Genomic DNA, 17,736 nt, shown 5'->3' on the forward strand with positions numbered 1-17,736 from the left:
AGCGGTGACGGCTAGGCCGTCGCCTCCACACTGACGCCGAGCAGGTCCAAGGCGTTGTCGCGCATCACCTTCCGGGTGTCCTCGGCGCTGAACTCGGGAAACTGCGGAATGTCGGCAGTGAACGACATCGGGTCGGCGAGCCCTTCACCGTGCGGCCAGTCGGAGCCGAACAGAATCTTGTCGACGCCGATGGTTTCGGCGAGCAACTTCACGTCGTCCTCGTAGTACGGGGCGATCCAGACGTTGTTGCGCAGCTGTTCGACCGGGTCCTCCCTGAAGTGATACGGCGCGTTGTTGGCGGCCTTCTTCAGCCGCTTCATCAGGCGGTAGACGAAATACGAGCCGTTTTCGATGCTGGCCACCTTCAGCGTCGGATGCCGGGTGAAGACCTGGTGGACGATCATCGACGCCATCGAATCGTGGATGGCACGGTCGTCGAGCAGAACCTGATCCAGCGGGTCCTTCTTGCCGAATCCTTCGAATGTCGCCTTGCCGCCCCACAGGGCAGCGATGGCGAGGTAGCCGCTGTCGCTCAAGTGGAATCCGACGGGTACGCCGGCTTCGGCCAGTCGGGCCCACACCGGGTCGTGCAGGGGGTCGCCCAGGGACCGTGGCTTGGCGACGCCGGGCACCGGGGCCGGACGCACCAGCACCAGCTTGGCGCCGCGGCTCAGCACGAACTCGACCTCGTCGACCGCCGCAGCCGGATCCGCCAGCGAGATGATCGGCGCAGAGATGATCCGGCCGTCGGGGCGATTGAAACCCCAGTCCTCGTCGAGCCAGAGGTTGAATGCGTGCACCGTCGCCATCGTCGCCTCGATGTCGCCCTTGAGCGCCTCCTCGACGCCGCAGGCGAATGTGGGGAGCATGAACACGGTTTCGAGGTTCTGCTTGTAGAGCACCTGCACCCGGGCATCGCGATTCTGGTATTCGGGATGGTTGGCCATCCGGTCCACCTTCATCAACGACGCGGGATCGACACCCTCCGGAATTTCACCGCGGAACAACAGATCCAGGCACCCTGGTTCGATGATCGGGTCGAAGGTGGGATTCGGGATGAAGTGATTGACCTTCTCCCCCATCACGGCCCAGGTGCGTTTCCCGTCCTGCACCATCTGGACGCCGCGCCGCTTGAACTCCTTCGGCAGATGGCGGGTGCAGGAATCCACGGGTTCGTAGTAGTGGTTGTCGACGTCAATCGCCTGGTAGTCCAACGTCGGATGCGCGATCCGCTCCGCTGCTCGCTCCAAAACCATCAGCACTGCCCCTTCAACGGCGGAAACTGGGGAGGACGCTTCTCGAAGAAACTGGTGATTCCTTCGATCACGTCGGGACGCTGCAGTGACTCGTGCATGAGCGTCTCCGCGCGAGCGCTGGCACTGACGACGTCGCGCATGATGTCGGAATAGACCTGCTGCTTGATCACCGCCAGCGAGCTCGGCGAGCATTGTGCCGCAATGTCTTCGGCGTAAGCGATCGCGCGCTGCAGTAAGTCGTCGTCGGCGACAACCTCTTTCGCCAACCCGAGCTCGACCGCTTCCTCGGCGCCCACCTTCCGCCCGCTCAGCAGCAGATCCAGGGCGGCGCTGACACCGATCAGCCGCGGCAGGATCCAGGAGATGCCGTACTCGGCGATCAGTCCCCGACGCGCGAACGCAGTGGTGAACTTGGCGCTCCGGGCGACGAATCGGACGTCGCACATCAGCGCCTGAGTCATTCCGATGCCCGCGCACGCACCGTTGATGGCGGCGATGACGGGCTTGCGCAACGTGGTGACAAAAAGCGGATGGCGCTCCCCCACCAGCTTGTCGACATCCGTGTCGCCGCCGATGGCGGTACCGCTGATCGACGACAAATCACCCATGTCCGCACCGGCGCAGAACGCGCGCCCGCTGCCGGTCAGCACGACCGCCCGTACCGCCGGGTCGGCCTCGGCCGAGTCGAGAGCGGCGTAGAAGGCGGCAGCGAGGCCGTCACCCCAGGCATTCATCCGCTCGGGCCGGTTCAGGGTCACCACCGCAACGCCGGTATCCCGAACCTCGTAGAGCACCACGGCACTCTGGATGTCGGTGTCCACGCGGTCAGGAACCGTCACCGGATGGGCCTCCTCGGCGTCGTCTCTCGGGCGTTTGTATGGCCATACTGTACACCTATCAGTATCTCGGCGATACGGCTCAGATGAAGTCGCTGCCACCGTCGACGTTGATGTTGGCTCCGGTCATGTACGAATTGCGTCGTGACACCAAAAATGCAGCAACAGCGCCTATTTCGTCGGGAAGTCCCGCGCGCGGTAGATGCGCGGGATGCCCGAAATGCTCGCCGACCGCAGCCATCAGCGCGTAGGGATCGGCGCCGTCGACGCCGACCGATTCGGCCCAGCCGATGAGTGCGTCGGAGGCGATGCTTCCGGGCGAGACCACGTTGACCAGGATTTCGTCGGGGGCCAGCAGTAGTGACAGGTTTTTCGAGATGCTGGTGACCATCGCCTTGGCCGCGGTGTAGGCGGGCAGGATGACACTCTGCCGCTGCGTCGAGTGCGCCGAGAAGTTGACGATGCGGGCCCACGATGCCTTGCGCAGCAACGGAAGTGCCGCTCGGACACACCGCACCATGCCCATCGCGCCGTCATCGACGGCGGTGCGCCACTGATCGTCGGTGAGGTCCTCGAAGCTCCCCACCGTGGTCGGTCCGGCGGCGCTGACGAGCATGTTCAACTCGCCGCCCCACCGCTCGCTCAGCTGCGCGAAGAGGCCATCGACCTGAGCTGCGTCACACATGTCCGCAACCAATCCGACCGCGTCCGGACTGCCCCGACCGGTGAGTTCGGCCGTGGCCGCGTCGAGCACCTCACGAGTACGGCCGACCACGGCGACGCGCGCGCCATCGTCGGCCAGACACCGGGCGGTGGCCAATCCCATGCCGCGGCCGCCACCGACGATCACCGCGGTCGCGTCGCGAACGCCCAGATCCATCAGTCGCTACGTGCCGGTCCAATTAGGGGCGCGCTTCTCGGCGAACGCGATGGACCCCTCTTTGGCGTCGTTGGACGTGAACACCGGGATGATGAGTTCGAGCTGCTTGGACCACATTTCATCGTCGGTCCAGTTGGCGCCCTTGACCAGAACCTCCTTGGTCGCCGCGACGGCCAGTGGCCCGTTGGCGGTGATCCGTTCCGCGAGCTTGATCGCCTCGGCCAGCGCCTCACCCGGTTCGGCCAGCACGTTGACGAAACCCCACGCTTCCCCCTGCTCGGCGGTGAAGCTGTCGCCAGTGAGGGCCAACTCGAGCGCCTTCTGGAACGGGATGCGGCGCGGCAGTCGCAACAAGCCGCCGCCGGCAGCGATCAGACCACGTTTCACCTCCGGGATACCGAACTTCGCAGTGCGCGAGGCGACTACGAGGTCGGTGGCCAGCACGACCTCGGTGCCACCCGCCAGGGCATATCCCTCGACCGCGGAGATCAGGGGCTTGCGCGGCGGGCGTTCGGTGAAGCCGATTCCGCGACCCGGGATGTCGACGCGCTCACCAGCCGCAAACGCCTTCAGATCCATTCCGGCGCAGAAGTTTCCACCAGCTCCGGTGATCACGGCGACCGACAGGCTTGCGTCGGAGTCGAGTTCGTCGACTGCGTCGGCAAGGCCCTGACTCACCGCGCGGTTCACCGCGTTACGCGAATCCGGACGATTGATCGTGATGACGAGAATGCGACCCCGCCGCTCGACGAGAACTTCGTCTGCCACCGCTTGCCCTCCATAGGCCACAGAAACACTTACTATATGTCTTACAGTAGACGGACGTGCCAGTCGAGAGGGCAGCACACGGTAGATTCAACAGTTGCGCAGCATCGATCGTGATGGAGGTGCCCACAGTGGCAAAGGTGGCAACCGCCGAAAAGCGCCAGCGGCGTGAGCGGGGTTCGATCAATCCCGACGACATCATCAACGGGGCATTCGAACTCGCAGAACAGGTTTCGATCGACAACCTCAGCATGCCGCTGCTGGGCAAACACCTCGGCGTCGGCGTCACGAGCATCTACTGGTACTTCCGCAAGAAGGACGACCTGCTCAATGCGATGACCGACCGCGCGCTGCGCGAGTACGTGTTCGCCACGCCGTATGTCGAAGCCAAAGATTGGCGTTCGACGCTGCGCAACCACGCCCGCACGATGCGTGAAACTTTCGTGGGCAACCCGATTCTGTGCGACCTGATTCTCATCCGGTCCGCACTGAGCCCGCGGGCCGCCCGGTTGGGCGTACAGGCCGTCGAGAAGGCGATCGCGAGCCTGGTGGAAGCCGGGCTGTCGCCGGAGCACGCATTCGACATCTATTCGGCAGTGTCGGTTCACGTCCGTGGTTCAGCTGTGCTGCAACGCCTTCGGGACAAGAACCAGGCCGACGGCGAAGGGCCGGGCGATATCCAAGACGCCATGACCATCGACGCCGCGACCACACCACTGCTCGCCAGGGCAGTCCAGGAGGGCCACCACCTCGGCACAGCGGATGAGAACAACTTCGACTTCGGGCTCGAGTGCATCCTCGACCAGGCCGAACGCCTGATGGAGGCCAACAAGAAGCCGGCGCCCCGCACCCGCAAGGCGCCGCGCTCCTAGTTCGTTCTAAACCTCGACGACGACCGCGCCGCCCTGCCCGCCGCCGGCACACATCGCGGCAACACCGATCCCGCCACCACGGCGCTGCAGCTCGTAGATCAGTGTCGTCACCATCCGCGCACCCGACGCCGCGATGGGATGCCCCAGGCTGCAGCCACTTCCGGAGAAGTTCACCTTCTCCTCGTCGAGACCGAATTCTTTGCACGCAGCGATCGGCACCGAGGCGAACGCTTCGTTGATCTCCCACAGGGCAACATCGGCCGGTTGCAATCCGGCCCGCTGCAGCACCTTTCCGATCGCGCGCACCGCGCCGAGGCCGGTGTCGCGCGGTGCGACGCCGGCGGCCGCCCACGCACGCACGGTGGCCATCTTCGTCAGGTTTTCCGCCTCGGCGTAGGCGGCGTCGACGATCGCGACCGCGGCGGCAGCGTCGTTGGTGCCACTGCTGTTGCCGGCGGTGATCGAGAACCCCTCGATCTCGGGATGCAAAGGCTTCAACTGGGCGAGCTTCTCGGCAGTGGTGTCGCGCCGGGGAAACTCGTCGACGCTGAAGTCGATGACGGAGCCGTCGGGCAATTGCACCTTCAGGGGGACGATCTCGTCGAGGAACTTGCCGGCGTCGATCGCGGCGATGGCCCGCTGATGCGACCGCGCGGCCCAGGCGTCCATCTCTTCGCGCGTGATGCCCATGGCCTGCGCGGTGTTCCAGCCGACGGTGATCGACATGTCCTTGGCCGGAGCATCCGGCGTCTCGACGTGCGTCGGCGGCATCCACCGCTCTTCGAATTTCAGCTCCGGACCCGGGATGCGCCAGTTCACCAGCGGTGTCATCGACAGCGACTGCACTCCGCCGGCGATCAGCACCCGCTCCATGCCCGAGCCGATCTGCGCGGACGCATTGCCGATGGCGGTGAGGCTGCCCGCGCAGTGCCGGTTCACCGACTGGCCGGGCACCTGCTGCATGCCGGTCGCGTCCGCCGCATACCGGGCGAGATCGCCACCGCCATAGTGGGATTCAGCGAAGATGAGGTCGTCGATCGCATTCGGGTCGACCCCGGCGCGGCGCACCACCTCGGGCAGCACCGTGGTGATCAGTGTCTCCGGCGGCGTGTTGACCAGGGTCCCCTTGAAGGATCGGCCGATCGCTGTCCGGACGGCACCGACGATGACGGGTGTGGGCATGCTCGACCTCAACTTCTCGGGTTGTAACAGATACTGTTGCCTTCACAGTATACGAGACCGGTCAGCCCGGCTCGTCTACCCGGAAGTGCTCGTCGCGGAGCCGGAACGCCTCCTTGGTGCCGTGCTCGGCGCGCGTCTTGACGAAGTTGAACTCACCCGGCGCGAACTGCAGATTCGTCCCGTACGCATGGAACAGATAGCTCGCGACTTCCTCACCCTGGTAGGCCTGGCTCTGTTCGACGAGACGAAACGCCTCCTTGGCGATGACCACACCGTCGGCGGGCATCTTCGCGGCCTTGGCGGCCCAGTACCCGGCCCTCGCGGTAACCGATTCCGGTGCACAGGTTTCGGTGAAGACTCCGAGATGTTCGACGGCGCCGGCCTCGACGATGTCGCCGGTGAGCAGCAGTCTGCGCGCCAGCACCGGGCCGAGCCGGTGGAAGAACATGTGCAGGCTGCCGAGCGCAGGCCCGAGGAACCGCGTCGCGGGCATCCCGATCCGGGTGTCTCGCGCGATGACCGAGATGTCGGTCATCAGCGCCATCTCGAAGCCGCCGCCGAGCGCGTAGCCACCGATCTCGCCGACTGTGACCTTCGGGAAGCCCATCAGGTTGTGATAGAAGCCGAATGACTTGCGGTCCACTGTGAGTCGTCGTCGCTGGCTCGGCCGGCTCTTGGCCTGCTGCTCACCCGAGCCGTACCAGCCGTACGCGTTGTTCATGTCCGCCCCGGTGCTGAACACTCCCCCGTTGCCACGCAACAGGACCACGGTGATGTCGTCGTCATCGGCGACCTGATCGAGGTAGCGGGCCAGCTGATCACGCATGGTGGCGTCGTAGGAGTTGCGCTTGGCCGGGTCGTTGAGCGTGATGGTCGCGATGCGGTGGTCTTCGTCGACCGAGTAGAGAACACGATCGTCAGTCATCATTCCTCGAATCCGTTGCGTCGCTTGCCAAATTGAAAACCGCTGAGTAGCGCGGGCCGAGAAGCCACGGTGCTGAACTCACCGATGCAGAGCACGTCGTCGTCCCGCAGTAGTCGTGCCGTCGAGACGACCGCGCCGTCGGATTCCACGCGCACGATGTCGAAGCGCAGCTCGGTGAGGATGGGCGTCGGCCGCCGGAAGGTCAGCGCCAGCGCACGGGTCTTACCCGTCCGCTGCGCGGCGCAGCTCTGATGTTGCGTGACGCAATCGAAGAACACGGCCAGGAACCCGCCATTGACCAGACCCGGCGGCCCCTCGTAGACCAGCGGGAAGCTCACACGTCCGCTCGCCCTTTCGTCATCGAGGTAGTCGAAGGCGTATTCGGGGAAGCACGGGTTGTAGGCGCCGATGTCGAATGCGTGGTCGAGGTAGATGCGCTGCTCATCGCCGGCGTCCGCACCGATGCGCGGCGTCAGGTCCTGCGGGCCCGCCGCGGCCAGCACACCCTCCCATTCCGCGAACCGGGCCAGCATGTCGTCCACCACGGGATGGTCCCGCTCCAGCGCCAGCAGCAGTCCGGCCAGGCGCCGCATCGCCCCGGCTGCCGCGACCGTCTGCGCGAGCGGACGTTCGCCGTATTCGACCGTGGCCATCTGCCTCTTTTCCCGCTTGCCGAATGCAATCGTAGTACATACTGTTGGCATCACAGTACGGCATGAGAGAGGACCACGACGGTGAGCGATGACGGTTCGATCACCGTGCTTCGCAACGGCTCTGTCCTGAGCCTCATGCTCGACCGACCGGCGCATCGAAACGCGTTGAGCCACTCGATGATCGACCGGATGGTCAGCGAGCTCACGACGGCCGCGAGCGACGAAACCCTGCGCGCCGTGCACATCGGCGCGGTGGGCCCGGATTTCTGCAGCGGTGCGGACTGGGTCGCCACGAACGAGGCAGGAACGCGGCCCCGAGCGGGCCACCTGCTGCGCCGCATCCCCCATACCGCGCACCGCCTCATCGAACTTGTTGCGACCATTCAACTTCCGGTCGTGTGCAGCGTCCGGGGCTGGGCCGTCGGACTGGGCTGCAACCTGGCGCTGGCCGCCGACTTCACGGTCGCCGCCGACGACGCGACGTTCTGGGAACCATTCGCCGCGCGCGGCTTCACCCCGGACTCCGGTGCGACGTGGCTGCTGCCACGACTGATCGGCTTGGCCCGCGCCAAGGAGATGCTCCTGCTCGGCGAACAAGTCAGCGCGAGCGAGGCGGCAAACTGGGGCATGGTGCACCGCGCGGTCGCCCCGGCAGACCTCGAGGATGCCGCCCGCGCCCTCGTCGACCGACTGGCCTCGGGCCCGACCGTGACCCTCGGACTGGCGAAACAGGCCATCCATCACGCCCAGCAGGCGACGCTGTCGCAGGCGCTGACCCAGGAGCTGTACAACGTGGAATTGTCCTGCCGCACAGCTGATTTCAAAGAGGGAATGGCCGCGTTCCGCGAGCACCGGCCGCCCCAGTTCGGTGGGCGGTGAGCATGTTCGACACCATCAAGTACGAGGTCGACGACCACAAGGCCATCATCACGCTGAACCGCCCCGACGCCCTCAACGCACTGAGCCCGCACATGGTCACGGAACTGCGCGCGGCCTACGACCGGGCCGAGAACGACGACGACGTATGGCTGCTCATCGTCACCGCCACCGGCCGCGGCTTCTGCACCGGCGCGGACGTGAAGGAGATTCCCGGCGACGGCAAGGTCATCAATGAACGGCCTTACCTGTCGACCTACGACCAATGGGAAGCCCCGCAGGAGGGCACCCCGCCGTTCCGGCGGATGGCCAAACCCGTGCTGGCCGCCATCAACGGCATCTGCTGTGGCGCGGGCCTGGACTGGGTGACCACGGCCGACATCGTCATCGCGTCCGAGCGGGCCACGTTCTTCGATCCGCACGTGAGCATCGGTCTGGTGGCCGGCCGCGAAGTTGTCCGGCTCGCACGGGTGCTGCCCAGATCAGTGGCGTTGCGCATGGCGTTGATGGGCAAGCACGAACGATTGAGCGCCGCGCGCGCGTACGAGCTCGGCATGATCAGTGAAGTCGTCGACCACGACCGCCTACTGGACCGCGCACACGAGATCGCCGACATCGTCAACTCCAATGCCCCACTGGCCGTTCGGGGTACGCGGCTGGCGATCCTCAAAGGCCTGGACCTGCCGCTGCACGAGGCCGAGATGCTCGCGGAGTCCTTCCGGGAACGCAACCTGCACACCGCGGATTCGCTGGAGGGGCCCGCGGCGTTCGTCGAGAAACGCGCACCGAACTGGCAGTGCCGATGACGTTCGAGACCATCACCCTCGACGTGGACCCCGACACCCACGTCGCCACCATCACGCTGAACCGGCCCGAGGCGCTCAACGCGTTCAACCGCACCATGTGCGAGGAGATGGTGCAGGCGTGGCGGGCCGTCAAACGCGACGACACCGTCCACGCCGTCGTACTGCGCGCCGCCGGTGACCGGGCGTTCAGCGCCGGCCTCGACGTGAAAACGCCGTATGGACAACCGGACAACGTGTGGAACCACGAAGACCCCGGCGAAGCGCTCAGCCCGAAATGGCAGAAGATGTGGAAGCCCGTGGTGTGCGCCGTGAACGGCATCTGCACTGCCGGCGCGTTCTATTTCGTCAACGAATCCGATGTGGTGATCTGTTCGGACGACGCGACGTTCTTCGATTCGCATGTGAGCGCCGGACTGGTGTGCGCGCTGGAACCGGTCGGACTCATGCGGCGTATCGGCCTCGCCGAGACCTTGCGAATCGCGTTGATGGGCAATGACGAACGTGTCGGAGCGGCCACCGCCCTGCGCATCGGGCTGGTGTCCGAGGTGGTGCCCGCCGATCAACTGTGGGACCGCGCACACCAGATCGCCGCGGCCATCGCCGCCAAACCGACCTCGGCCACCCAGGGCACCGTCAAGGCGATCTGGGAGTCACTGGACAAGCCGTACCGCGCGGCCATGGAGCAGAACCTCATCTACACCCGGCTCGGAAACCCTTTGGGTACTGCCGAACTCAGTGCCGCACCAGCCAAGCGCAAGCCACCGAGGATCCGGTGACACATCCGCTGAACACACGCATCGCCGAGGTACTGCGGTTGGACCCGGGTGCGAATGCCATCGAATACGACGGCCGCTGGCATTCGTGGGGCCAGATCGCCGATGTTGCCCAGGCAGTCGCCGGCCTCTCCCCCGGCACCCAGATCGGCATGCTGCTGCGCAACCGGCCCGATCATGTCGCGGCGCTGCTCGGCGTCCTGCTGGCGGGCGGCACCGTCGTCACCGTCAACCCGTCCCGCGGTGCCGACCGCGTCCGCGCCGACCTCGCCGCGCTCGACCTGTCGACCATCATCGGCGAAGCGTCCGACTTGGATGCCCCGCCCGCAGGGTCGGTGGGCGGTTTACGGATCTGGGCGGCCGGCGGCGGCGCCGAACTCCGTCCTGCCGTTGCGGTGCGCATGCTGACCAGCGGAACCACGGGACCGCCCAAGCGAATTGACCTCACCTACGACATGCTGGCCCGCAGTCTCATGGGTCCAGCACCGACGGCGCTCCGCCACGGGGTGGCGATCGTCAACGCCCCCTTGGTTCACATCGGCGGCGTGTACCGGATTTTGCAGTGCATCACGTCGGGACGGCCGTTCGCCCTGCTGGACAAGTTCGACTTGGACCGGTGGGCCGATGCGGTGCGTCGGCACCGACCCGCCGCGGTCTCCTTGGTGCCGGCAGCGCTGCGAATGGTGCTGCACTCGGAACTGTGCGCCACCGACTTGGCGAGCGTCCGGGCGGTGACGTCAGGTACGGCGCCGCTGTCTCCCGACGATGCCGACGCCTTCACCGCCAAGTTCGGTATCCCAGTGCTGACCTCCTATGCGGCAACAGAATTCGGTGGCGGGGTCGCAGGCTGGACCATCGAGGACTACCACCGGTTCTGGAAAGCGAAGCGCGGCAGCGTCGGACGCGCGACGCTCGGCGCGTCCCTGCGGGTCGTCGACGATCACGGCAACCCGTTGGCCCCTGGCGAGCCGGGACTACTGGAGGTCAAGCCCGGCCAACTCGGGCCGTCCACGGACTGGATGCAGACCACAGACCTGGCCCGCATCGACGCCGACGGATTCGTCTGGATTCTGGGACGCGCCGACCAGGCGATCATCCGGGGCGGATTCAAGGTGCTGCCCGACGATGTCCGCGCCGCGCTGGAAGGGCACCCCGCGGTGGCGGGTGCGGCGGTCGTCGGCCAGCCCGACGAGCGATTGGGCGAGACGCCGGTCGCCATGGTGGAGTTGCGCGCACCCGCCGAGGTCGACGACATCGTCGATCACCTTCGAACCCGCCTGGCGCGCTACGAGATTCCCAGTTCCATCGCGATCGTCGACCAGATTCCCCGTACCCCGTCAGGCAAGGCGGATCTGGGTGAGGTCCGCCGATTCTTCGCCGACGAACATGCCCGATAGCACCGACACCATCGACCGCCTGGTCCGGGCGCGCAGTGCGGCGCATCCGGACAAGCCGGCGGTGATCGACCCGACCACCTCGATGAGCTACGGCGAGCTCGATGCGTCGAGTCGCAGCCTGGCCGCGGCGTTCATCGCAGCCGGGATCGGCGTGGGCACTCGCGTCGGGCTGATTATGCCCAACAACGTTGACTGGGTGCGGATCGCCATCGCGGTGACCCGCATCGGGGCGGTGCTGGTTCCGCTGAGCACGCTGCTTCGGGGACCCGAACTGGTCGCGCAACTACGCGTCGCGGCGGTGCAGCACCTGATCGGCGTCGACGAGTTCCGGGGCCACCGCTACCTCGACGAACTCCGTGCCGAGCACGAGCCGTTGCCGGAGCTGCGTCGGGTGTGGCCGGCCACCGACCTGAATGTCGGCACGAATCTGGGTGCCATCGATACGATGACCGAAACTGTCACGCCCGCAAACACTCTCGCCATCATGTTCACCTCCGGCAGCAGTGGTCCACCGAAGGGCGTCATCCACTCGCACGGGGGCGCGCTGGGTGCGGTGCGAGCGGGCTTGACGGCGCGCTGCATCGACACCGAGACCCGCCTGTACCTGCCGATGCCGTTCTTCTGGGTCGGCGGTTTCGGCAGCGGCATCCTGTCCGCACTGCTGGCCGGCGCCACGCTGGTCACCGAGGAGATTCCCCAGCCGGACACCACCTGGCGACTGTTGCAGCGCGAGCACGTGACGCTGTTTCGCGGCTGGCCGGACCAAGCCGAAGCGATTGCCCGCCATGCTGATTCGATCGGCGCTTCCCTGCCGGCTCTTCAGCCGGGCAGCCTGCCGGCGCTCTTGCCGGAGGCGCGGCGTCCAGCTCCGGGAGCCCGGGCGCGACTGTTCGGGATGACCGAGGCGTTCGGCCCGTACTGCGGCTATCCGGCTGACACCGACATGCCGTCCGACAAATGGGGTAGTTGCGGTAAGCCGTTCTCGGGCACAGAGGTTCGGATCGCTGACCCAGAGACCGGAGAACCCCTATCAGTCGGCGAGATCGGCATGATCCATATTCGCGGACCGCATCTCATGCGCGGAATCTGCGGGCGCACAACCGAAGAACTGTTCGACGCGGACGGCTACTACCCCACCGGTGACCTCGGCAGTGTCGATGACGACGGGTTCCTGTTCTATCACGGTCGCTCCGACGACATGTTCAAGGTCAACGGCGCGACCGTCTACCCCAGCGAGGTCGAACAGGCGCTGCGCACCATCGACGGTGTCGACACCGCGGCGGTGACCGACGTCGCAGGCGCGGTCGGAGCAGCCATTGTGAGTCGTACAAGGACCGTCGATGAGCTGCGGGTGGCGGCCCGAAAGCGGCTCAGTTCCTTCAAAGTTCCGACGGTGTGGCGAGTACTGGGGTCCGATGACGCGCTGCCAAGAGGCTCCACCGGGAAGGTCGACGTTGCCGCGTTGCGGGAGCTGCTGGCGCAATCCTGACTTACAAGCGCGCCGTCGCGGCGACAGCGCTGTCGGTGGTTCGCAACGGACGGATCATCCCCTCTTGCGTGAACGAGGCGATCAACCGACCGTCCTCGGTGTGGACTTGTCCACGCACATAGGACATTCCGGCACCGACCTGGGTGCTCTCGTGGGTGTACGACAACCAACCGTCCCAGCCGACCGGCTCGTGGAAGGTGACCGTGACCGTCATCGGCGCCGTAGAAACAGTGAGGTGAGCCTGGCTGGTACCGATGCCGGCGTGCGCACGCATTGTCGTCGAGATCGACAGGTGGCCGGTGAAGTGCGCGAGCAACGCCTTGGCCAGGTCATCGCGCTGCGGAATAGGGTCATAGTGCAGCCACGCATGCAAAATCGGTGGCCCGACCTCGTCGGGACTGTTGACGTCGACGACGTCGACGAGGCGCAGTTCGCGGCCGACCATCGGCATATGACTCGGAATCGCTTCCGCCGGCGGCGCGATGTCGGGACGCTCCGCGTGGTGCCGGATCACATCGCGAGTCGGGGTGTCGGCCAGCACCGTCACCGTCGCGCAACGTCGCCCGTCCTGCTCCACCGCCACCACCGCGGCGGCGAAACTACGGCCATCGTTGACCACGTCGACGACGAAGTCGACGGGTAGGTCAACCTGCACCGCCCTGCCGAAGATCGCGTGCGCAGACCGAATCAGTTTGGTGGGCAGCTGTTTTGCGACAGCAACAATGGACTGTGCAAGCAACTGGGTGCCGTCGACGATGGCGCGTTCGCCACCGTCACTGAAGCCGCGGTACCGGCCGGCGCCGACCGGCTGAACATCGAACACCTCGAGCATGCCGGTGACGGAGGACGGCGTCGTCATGGCTGGCCGTATCCGAGCACAGCGGGATGGGCCTGACCGACCCGGACGATCACCCGGTCTTGATAGAAGGCGACGTGGTTGCGCAGCCGCGCGACTTGTTCGGTCGGGTCCTCGTAGCTCCAGCACACCGGTTCGTCTCCATCGTTGTCGAATCGCCAATAGGTGGCTTGCCCTTTGAACGGGCAGCGGCTGGCCGCGTCCGGATCTCTTTGCAGTTCGATCTGCAGGTCCGAACGCGGGAAGTAGAACACCAGGCCGTGATCCTGCTCGTCGACCAGCAAGGCGGCAGTGGTCGACGCGATCAACCGTCCGTCGTGCTCGGCCGTAATCCTGTTGCGGCGGCGATGGATATCGACGCGATAATCGGGGCGGTCCGCGAAACTCATGCCGCTTTCACCACCGTCTCGGCGAACTCTCTCACGGTGTCAGGCTGGGCGAAATCGGCGAACCATACGTAAAACCGTTCAGCGCCAAGGTCACTCATCCGCCCGAAATGATCGATCAGCTCGTCGGCCGTCCCGCAGGTCAGCCCGTCGCCGAGATACCCGAATCGGCGAGTGCTCGCCTGGGTAACCGTCGTCCGGTCCGCTCCGGAACCGATGAAGCCGACCATCTGCTGCACCGACACCCGCGCATTGCCCGCCTGTGGGCGCAACTGTTCGAGGCGATCAAGATGATTGCAGGGCAGATTCCACCAATCGGCATGTCTGCGAACCAGTTCCATGGTCTTCTTGCCGACACCGCCCAGCACCAAGGGAATGTGGTGCTCACGGCGCGGGAACTGAGGGGTGTCGCCGTCGTCGCCCCAGTACTGCCGAATCAGCGCGAGGTCACGTTCCAGCCTGCGGAACCGGGCCGGTGCGTCATGGGCGTTGTCGATGTCGAAGCGTTCGAATTCGGTCGGCATCGATCCCGCACCCAGCCCGAGTTCGAAGCGTCCGCCAGACGCGGCGGACATCGTCACGGCGTGCTTGGCGAGCACCGCCGGGTGGCGGAAACCGTCGCACAGCACCAGGTGTCCGACACGCAGCCGCTGTGTGCGCGCGGCGACCCAGGCGGCGATCGCCGTGGCATCCCAGATACCTCGATCCGGGGCACCGGGCGCTTCGAGGTGGTCGATGAAGGCGATGCCGTCGAAGCCCGACCCCTCGGCCACCTGCGCGCGCTCGACGATCTCATCGATACCCAGCCGCACCTGCGGCAGGAACAAGAACCACTCGGCCATGACCCCGCCAGCGTACCGCGACGGGAAGCCATGTTCTACCTATTAGGAAATATCATTCTCTCGTTCGGATTCCCCGCCGCTAACTGCGGCTCGTCTTGATGTCGAAGCCGACCTTCTCGCCGTCCACGCTGGTGATCTTCAAGTGCGCCTTGTACGGCCCTTCCGGACCGGTGAAGGTGCAGTCGAATTCACCGCCGACCTTTGCGTCGACGCCGGACGGGCATTTGACGTCCGTCGGGTGGAACCCGGTTTGGCTGGTCACCAAGTCGGTCACCGACTGCGCGGCGCCGTCGGGCTTGATGGTGGAACCGCATGCGCTGAGCTGCAGCGTGAGCACTCCGCAGATGAGCGTCGTGCCGATGAATCCGGTGGATCGGGTCATGGCAGGAACGTAGCTACGGGCAGTTGGAATTGCGTTGGAAGCTGACTCCGGCACCCGGTTGTTCACGATGGCCCGGGCCTAGAACGACTGCCATAACACCAGTACCGTGCGAGCGCCGGCCAGCTGCACCAGCAGTGCACGCTGGCGGACGTCGAAGTCCGCAACGGTGCGACCTGCGGCCAGCTTGCGGTGCAGCAGCCCCAGTTTGGTTGCGGCATGCTGCAGGTCGACCATGGCGCGCTTTCCGTGCGCGCCGCTGATCGATGCGGCCCAGCGCCGCGCCTGGCGCCGACCCTTGAAGGTGGACAGCGAGTACAGCTCACTCTGCGCGAACCAGCCTTGGTTCGCGTAGCCCTGTAGATGGCCTCCGATGCTGCGCAGCTCGCGGCGACGAATCTGGCCGACGACGACGCTCATGACGAAGAACAGCAGTACGGCGACTCCGATGAACCAGAAAAGCACTGTCGGTGTGCGGAGTGACAACAGCGTGTAGTCCCAGAGTCCATGCAGACCGATGGCTGCGGTGAGGCCGACGAACGGAGCGATGACCCGCACGCCGCGTTTGGCACTGGAGACTGCGAGCCCGAGTCCGATTCCGAACATGACGGTGAACAGCGGATGGGCGAACGGAGAGGCCAAGCCGCGCAGCAAGAAGTTAACGAACAGGTCGTGCGTGTGGTACTGGCCGGGCACCGCGTGGGCGCTTGCCCAGTCAACCGTGGCGCCATAGACGTAGGAGCTGACGAAGTAGCCGATGTTTTCACTGAAAGCAAAGCCGGCAGCGACGAACCCGCCGTAGACGATGCCGTCGGTCACCCCGTCGAATTCGGAGCGCACGAACCAGATGAGGACCACCAGCAGAGCACCTTTGGCGATTTCCTCGAATATCCCCGCGCTGAGCCACAACGGAAGCCTGACAACGGTCTCGACCACCATGCTGAGGAAGCACGCGGTCGTGGCGCCCCATAGAAAGGCCGCCACCAGCAGTCGGGTGGGTTCAGGTTCCGCACGATCGATCCAGCGGAACGCGGCGAGCACCACAGGCACCGGGACCACGGCCAGCCCTGTGCACAGAGCAAGACCGGCTGGACCCGCCTTCACCCCCAGCGCCAGGACGTAGACGACCCACAGCAGAGAACTCAGTCCCAACGTGATCCACGCGATCATCCGAAGTGCTCGCCGACGGGGGCGTACGGGCGCGGCGATGTGCGGCGCGGATCGCCCGGCCGGCCCGGGGTGCGTCGCACTCTCGAGAGCGATGGTCATGATTACTCCTGTTCTATGTCGCCGCTCCCGGTGAGCGTCTTAGATGTAAGTGCGGCCAACTCGCTTTGAGTGACACTTTTTCCGCCGCAGATTTCGGGCTGACGCCACGATCTATGTGCCGGCGCCGCGAGGAGCCGTCGCCGCGTCAACCGGCTCGGTTGGGGGCTGCCGACGATACCGCGGGCCAGCCGGTCGGGTACGGATCGAAACCCTTTGTGCGCTAGGCAACTTGGGCCAGTGACACCAATCCAGCTCGGGTCGCAGTCGGGTGCGGGAACCGACTCGTCGATGCCAGGAAGCTGTCGACCAACTCGGCTACCGTGTCGGGGCATTGCGTCTGGGGGCTATGTCCGGCACCCGCGATGACATGGAGACGGCTTCCGGGCAGCGCTGCATGCGCGGCGTGCGCGTGTGCGACTGGGATGACCTTGTCGGCTTCACCGGAGATGATCTGTGTAGGCAGATCCACCAGAGCACCCACACTCTCCAAGGCGCATACCTTTTGGCCACGATGCCCGACGGCCGAACGCAGGGTGCACAGAAACGCTCGCCGCAAGTGTTTGTGCGACAACGACTCACGCACCGTCGACGGTTCTCCGCACGCAGCTGAACTCGTCTTCGGCCGGGAGGCCAGAAGCGGCAACACAATCCCGGCACCCGGCACGGAGAACATCCGCAAGAAGGGGCTCACTTCGCGTCCGAACCCCCCACTGCTGAGCAGGACCAGTCGCCGGCAGTAGTTGCGGTATTGGAGCGCAAAGTGCATTGCCACACCGCCGCCGAACGAGTGTCCCACCACAGTCACCGCCGGGATACCGAGCGCATCAAGCAGGTCTCGCAGCCAGAGGGCGAATTCGGGCGCCGAATACGGTCCGGATGGCTCGTCGGAGTGACCATGGCCGGGAAGATCAGGCGCGATGACCCGATAGTTCTGCGACAGTTTCGGCAAGATTGTGCGCCAACTGTAGGAGCTCGCGCCCATACCGTGGATCAGCAGCAATACTTCCCCGGCTCCGTCGTCGCGATACGCGACCCGACGGCCGTTGACCATGATCGTTCGACGACTTGAGTCAGTCCCTGACAAGGATGGATTGGCCAACCCCGCCTGACGTAACCACAGGTTGGGATCTGTCGCACGCGAGGTTGTCGATAGTCCATGCCCCGCTGAGTGGGGAGCGATCACGGCCTTCTCCTTCAGTACGGCGGCCCCGGTGGAGCACTGGTACTCGTATGAGCAAGCAACCTGGTGTTCAGTGACACTTTTTGCGACTTCTCGCCGGTCGAATGGGCAGCC

Annotated in this window: 19 protein-coding genes; 6 read left to right on the forward strand and 13 right to left on the reverse strand. The window is 65.6% G+C overall.

All coding sequences use genetic code 11. The annotated features are described in order from the left end of the window. Window positions 1-11 precede the first annotated feature (11 nt). From TL10_RS09355 to TL10_RS09370, 4 genes are all read right to left on the reverse strand, one after another. On the reverse strand, window positions 12-1,256 hold the full coding sequence (locus tag TL10_RS09355; protein WP_043985464.1) for an amidohydrolase family protein: 1,245 nt from the start codon (window positions 1,254-1,256) through the stop codon (window positions 12-14). Next, on the reverse strand, window positions 1,256-2,095 hold the full coding sequence (locus tag TL10_RS09360; RefSeq protein WP_043394790.1) for an enoyl-CoA hydratase: 840 nt from the start codon (window positions 2,093-2,095) through the stop codon (window positions 1,256-1,258). The genes TL10_RS09355 and TL10_RS09360 overlap by 1 nt, the downstream gene beginning before the upstream one ends. Window positions 2,096-2,174: 79 nt before the next feature. Continuing rightward, window positions 2,175-2,972, reverse strand: a complete 798-nt coding sequence (locus TL10_RS09365) for an SDR family NAD(P)-dependent oxidoreductase (RefSeq protein WP_043394788.1) — start codon at window positions 2,970-2,972, stop codon at window positions 2,175-2,177. A 6-nt stretch (window positions 2,973-2,978) separates the two neighbouring features. Next, on the reverse strand, window positions 2,979-3,740 hold the full coding sequence (locus TL10_RS09370; protein ID WP_043394785.1) for a crotonase/enoyl-CoA hydratase family protein: 762 nt from the start codon (window positions 3,738-3,740) through the stop codon (window positions 2,979-2,981). 128 nt (window positions 3,741-3,868) lie between these two features. Between TL10_RS09370 and TL10_RS09375 the strand changes: the two genes are divergently transcribed. Then, entirely contained in the window at window positions 3,869-4,609 is a 741-nt protein-coding gene (locus tag TL10_RS09375; RefSeq protein WP_043395279.1) for a TetR/AcrR family transcriptional regulator C-terminal domain-containing protein, read from the forward strand. Window positions 4,610-4,615: 6 nt separating this feature from the next. Here the strand turns inward: TL10_RS09375 and TL10_RS09380 are convergent, their stop codons facing one another. From TL10_RS09380 to TL10_RS09390, 3 genes are all read right to left on the reverse strand, one after another. Continuing rightward, window positions 4,616-5,791 carry a thiolase family protein gene (locus TL10_RS09380; protein WP_043394782.1) on the reverse strand — a complete coding sequence of 392 codons (1,176 nt, stop codon included), beginning with the start codon at window positions 5,789-5,791 and terminating at the stop codon, window positions 4,616-4,618. 61 nt (window positions 5,792-5,852) lie between these two features. After that, on the reverse strand, window positions 5,853-6,716 hold the full coding sequence (locus TL10_RS09385; protein ID WP_043985437.1) for an enoyl-CoA hydratase/isomerase family protein: 864 nt from the start codon (window positions 6,714-6,716) through the stop codon (window positions 5,853-5,855). Next, window positions 6,716-7,369 carry a hotdog family protein gene (locus TL10_RS09390; protein WP_043394780.1) on the reverse strand — a complete coding sequence of 218 codons (654 nt, stop codon included), beginning with the start codon at window positions 7,367-7,369 and terminating at the stop codon, window positions 6,716-6,718. The genes TL10_RS09385 and TL10_RS09390 overlap by 1 nt, the downstream gene beginning before the upstream one ends. An 81-nt stretch (window positions 7,370-7,450) precedes the next feature. On the opposite strand from TL10_RS09390, the gene TL10_RS09395 reads away from it, so the two are divergent. Genes TL10_RS09395 through TL10_RS09415 form a run of 5 tightly spaced genes read left to right on the forward strand, consistent with a single transcriptional unit; the run spans window position 7,451 to window position 12,710 of the window. After that, a complete protein-coding gene (locus TL10_RS09395; protein WP_043394778.1) occupies window positions 7,451-8,248 on the forward strand; it encodes an enoyl-CoA hydratase/isomerase family protein in 798 nt (265 codons plus the stop codon). Window positions 8,249-8,250: 2 nt separating this feature from the next. Further along, window positions 8,251-9,051: an enoyl-CoA hydratase/isomerase family protein gene (locus TL10_RS09400; protein ID WP_043394775.1), complete on the forward strand. Its 801-nt coding sequence runs from the start codon at window positions 8,251-8,253 to the stop codon at window positions 9,049-9,051. Next, window positions 9,048-9,827 (forward strand): enoyl-CoA hydratase/isomerase family protein, encoded by a 780-nt coding sequence (locus TL10_RS09405; protein ID WP_043395275.1) that lies wholly within the window; start codon window positions 9,048-9,050, stop codon window positions 9,825-9,827. Before TL10_RS09400 ends, TL10_RS09405 begins: the two co-directional genes overlap by 4 nt. Continuing rightward, window positions 9,824-11,221 carry a class I adenylate-forming enzyme family protein gene (locus TL10_RS09410; RefSeq protein ID WP_043394773.1) on the forward strand — a complete coding sequence of 466 codons (1,398 nt, stop codon included), beginning with the start codon at window positions 9,824-9,826 and terminating at the stop codon, window positions 11,219-11,221. The genes TL10_RS09405 and TL10_RS09410 overlap by 4 nt, the downstream gene beginning before the upstream one ends. Continuing rightward, complete coding sequence (locus TL10_RS09415) at window positions 11,211-12,710, forward strand: class I adenylate-forming enzyme family protein (RefSeq protein ID WP_043394771.1); 1,500 nt, start codon at window positions 11,211-11,213, stop codon at window positions 12,708-12,710. The genes TL10_RS09410 and TL10_RS09415 overlap by 11 nt, the downstream gene beginning before the upstream one ends. 1 nt (window position 12,711) lies before the next feature. Here TL10_RS09415 and TL10_RS09420 read toward each other — a convergent pair whose 3' ends face one another. From TL10_RS09420 to TL10_RS09445, 6 genes are all read right to left on the reverse strand, one after another. Next, window positions 12,712-13,569 (reverse strand): acyl-CoA thioesterase, encoded by an 858-nt coding sequence (locus TL10_RS09420; protein WP_043394769.1) that lies wholly within the window; start codon window positions 13,567-13,569, stop codon window positions 12,712-12,714. Next, window positions 13,566-13,955 carry a DUF427 domain-containing protein gene (locus TL10_RS09425; protein ID WP_043394767.1) on the reverse strand — a complete coding sequence of 130 codons (390 nt, stop codon included), beginning with the start codon at window positions 13,953-13,955 and terminating at the stop codon, window positions 13,566-13,568. Before TL10_RS09425 ends, TL10_RS09420 begins: the two co-directional genes overlap by 4 nt. Beyond that, window positions 13,952-14,794 carry an LLM class flavin-dependent oxidoreductase gene (locus TL10_RS09430; protein WP_043985438.1) on the reverse strand — a complete coding sequence of 281 codons (843 nt, stop codon included), beginning with the start codon at window positions 14,792-14,794 and terminating at the stop codon, window positions 13,952-13,954. The genes TL10_RS09425 and TL10_RS09430 overlap by 4 nt, the downstream gene beginning before the upstream one ends. Before the next feature lie 79 nt (window positions 14,795-14,873). Then, on the reverse strand, window positions 14,874-15,176 hold the full coding sequence (locus tag TL10_RS09435) for a DUF4333 domain-containing protein (RefSeq protein WP_051954822.1): 303 nt from the start codon (window positions 15,174-15,176) through the stop codon (window positions 14,874-14,876). A gap of 78 nt (window positions 15,177-15,254) precedes the next feature. Continuing rightward, entirely contained in the window at window positions 15,255-16,442 is a 1,188-nt protein-coding gene (locus tag TL10_RS09440) for a PrsW family intramembrane metalloprotease (RefSeq protein ID WP_082067899.1), read from the reverse strand. 220 nt (window positions 16,443-16,662) lie between these two features. Then, window positions 16,663-17,625 carry an alpha/beta fold hydrolase gene (locus TL10_RS09445; RefSeq protein WP_231575561.1) on the reverse strand — a complete coding sequence of 321 codons (963 nt, stop codon included), beginning with the start codon at window positions 17,623-17,625 and terminating at the stop codon, window positions 16,663-16,665. Window positions 17,626-17,736 lie beyond the last annotated feature (111 nt).

The sequence above is a fragment of the Mycolicibacterium llatzerense genome (assembly GCF_000878195.1).
GTDB classification, from domain to species: Bacteria; Actinomycetota; Actinomycetes; order Mycobacteriales; family Mycobacteriaceae; genus Mycobacterium; species Mycobacterium llatzerense.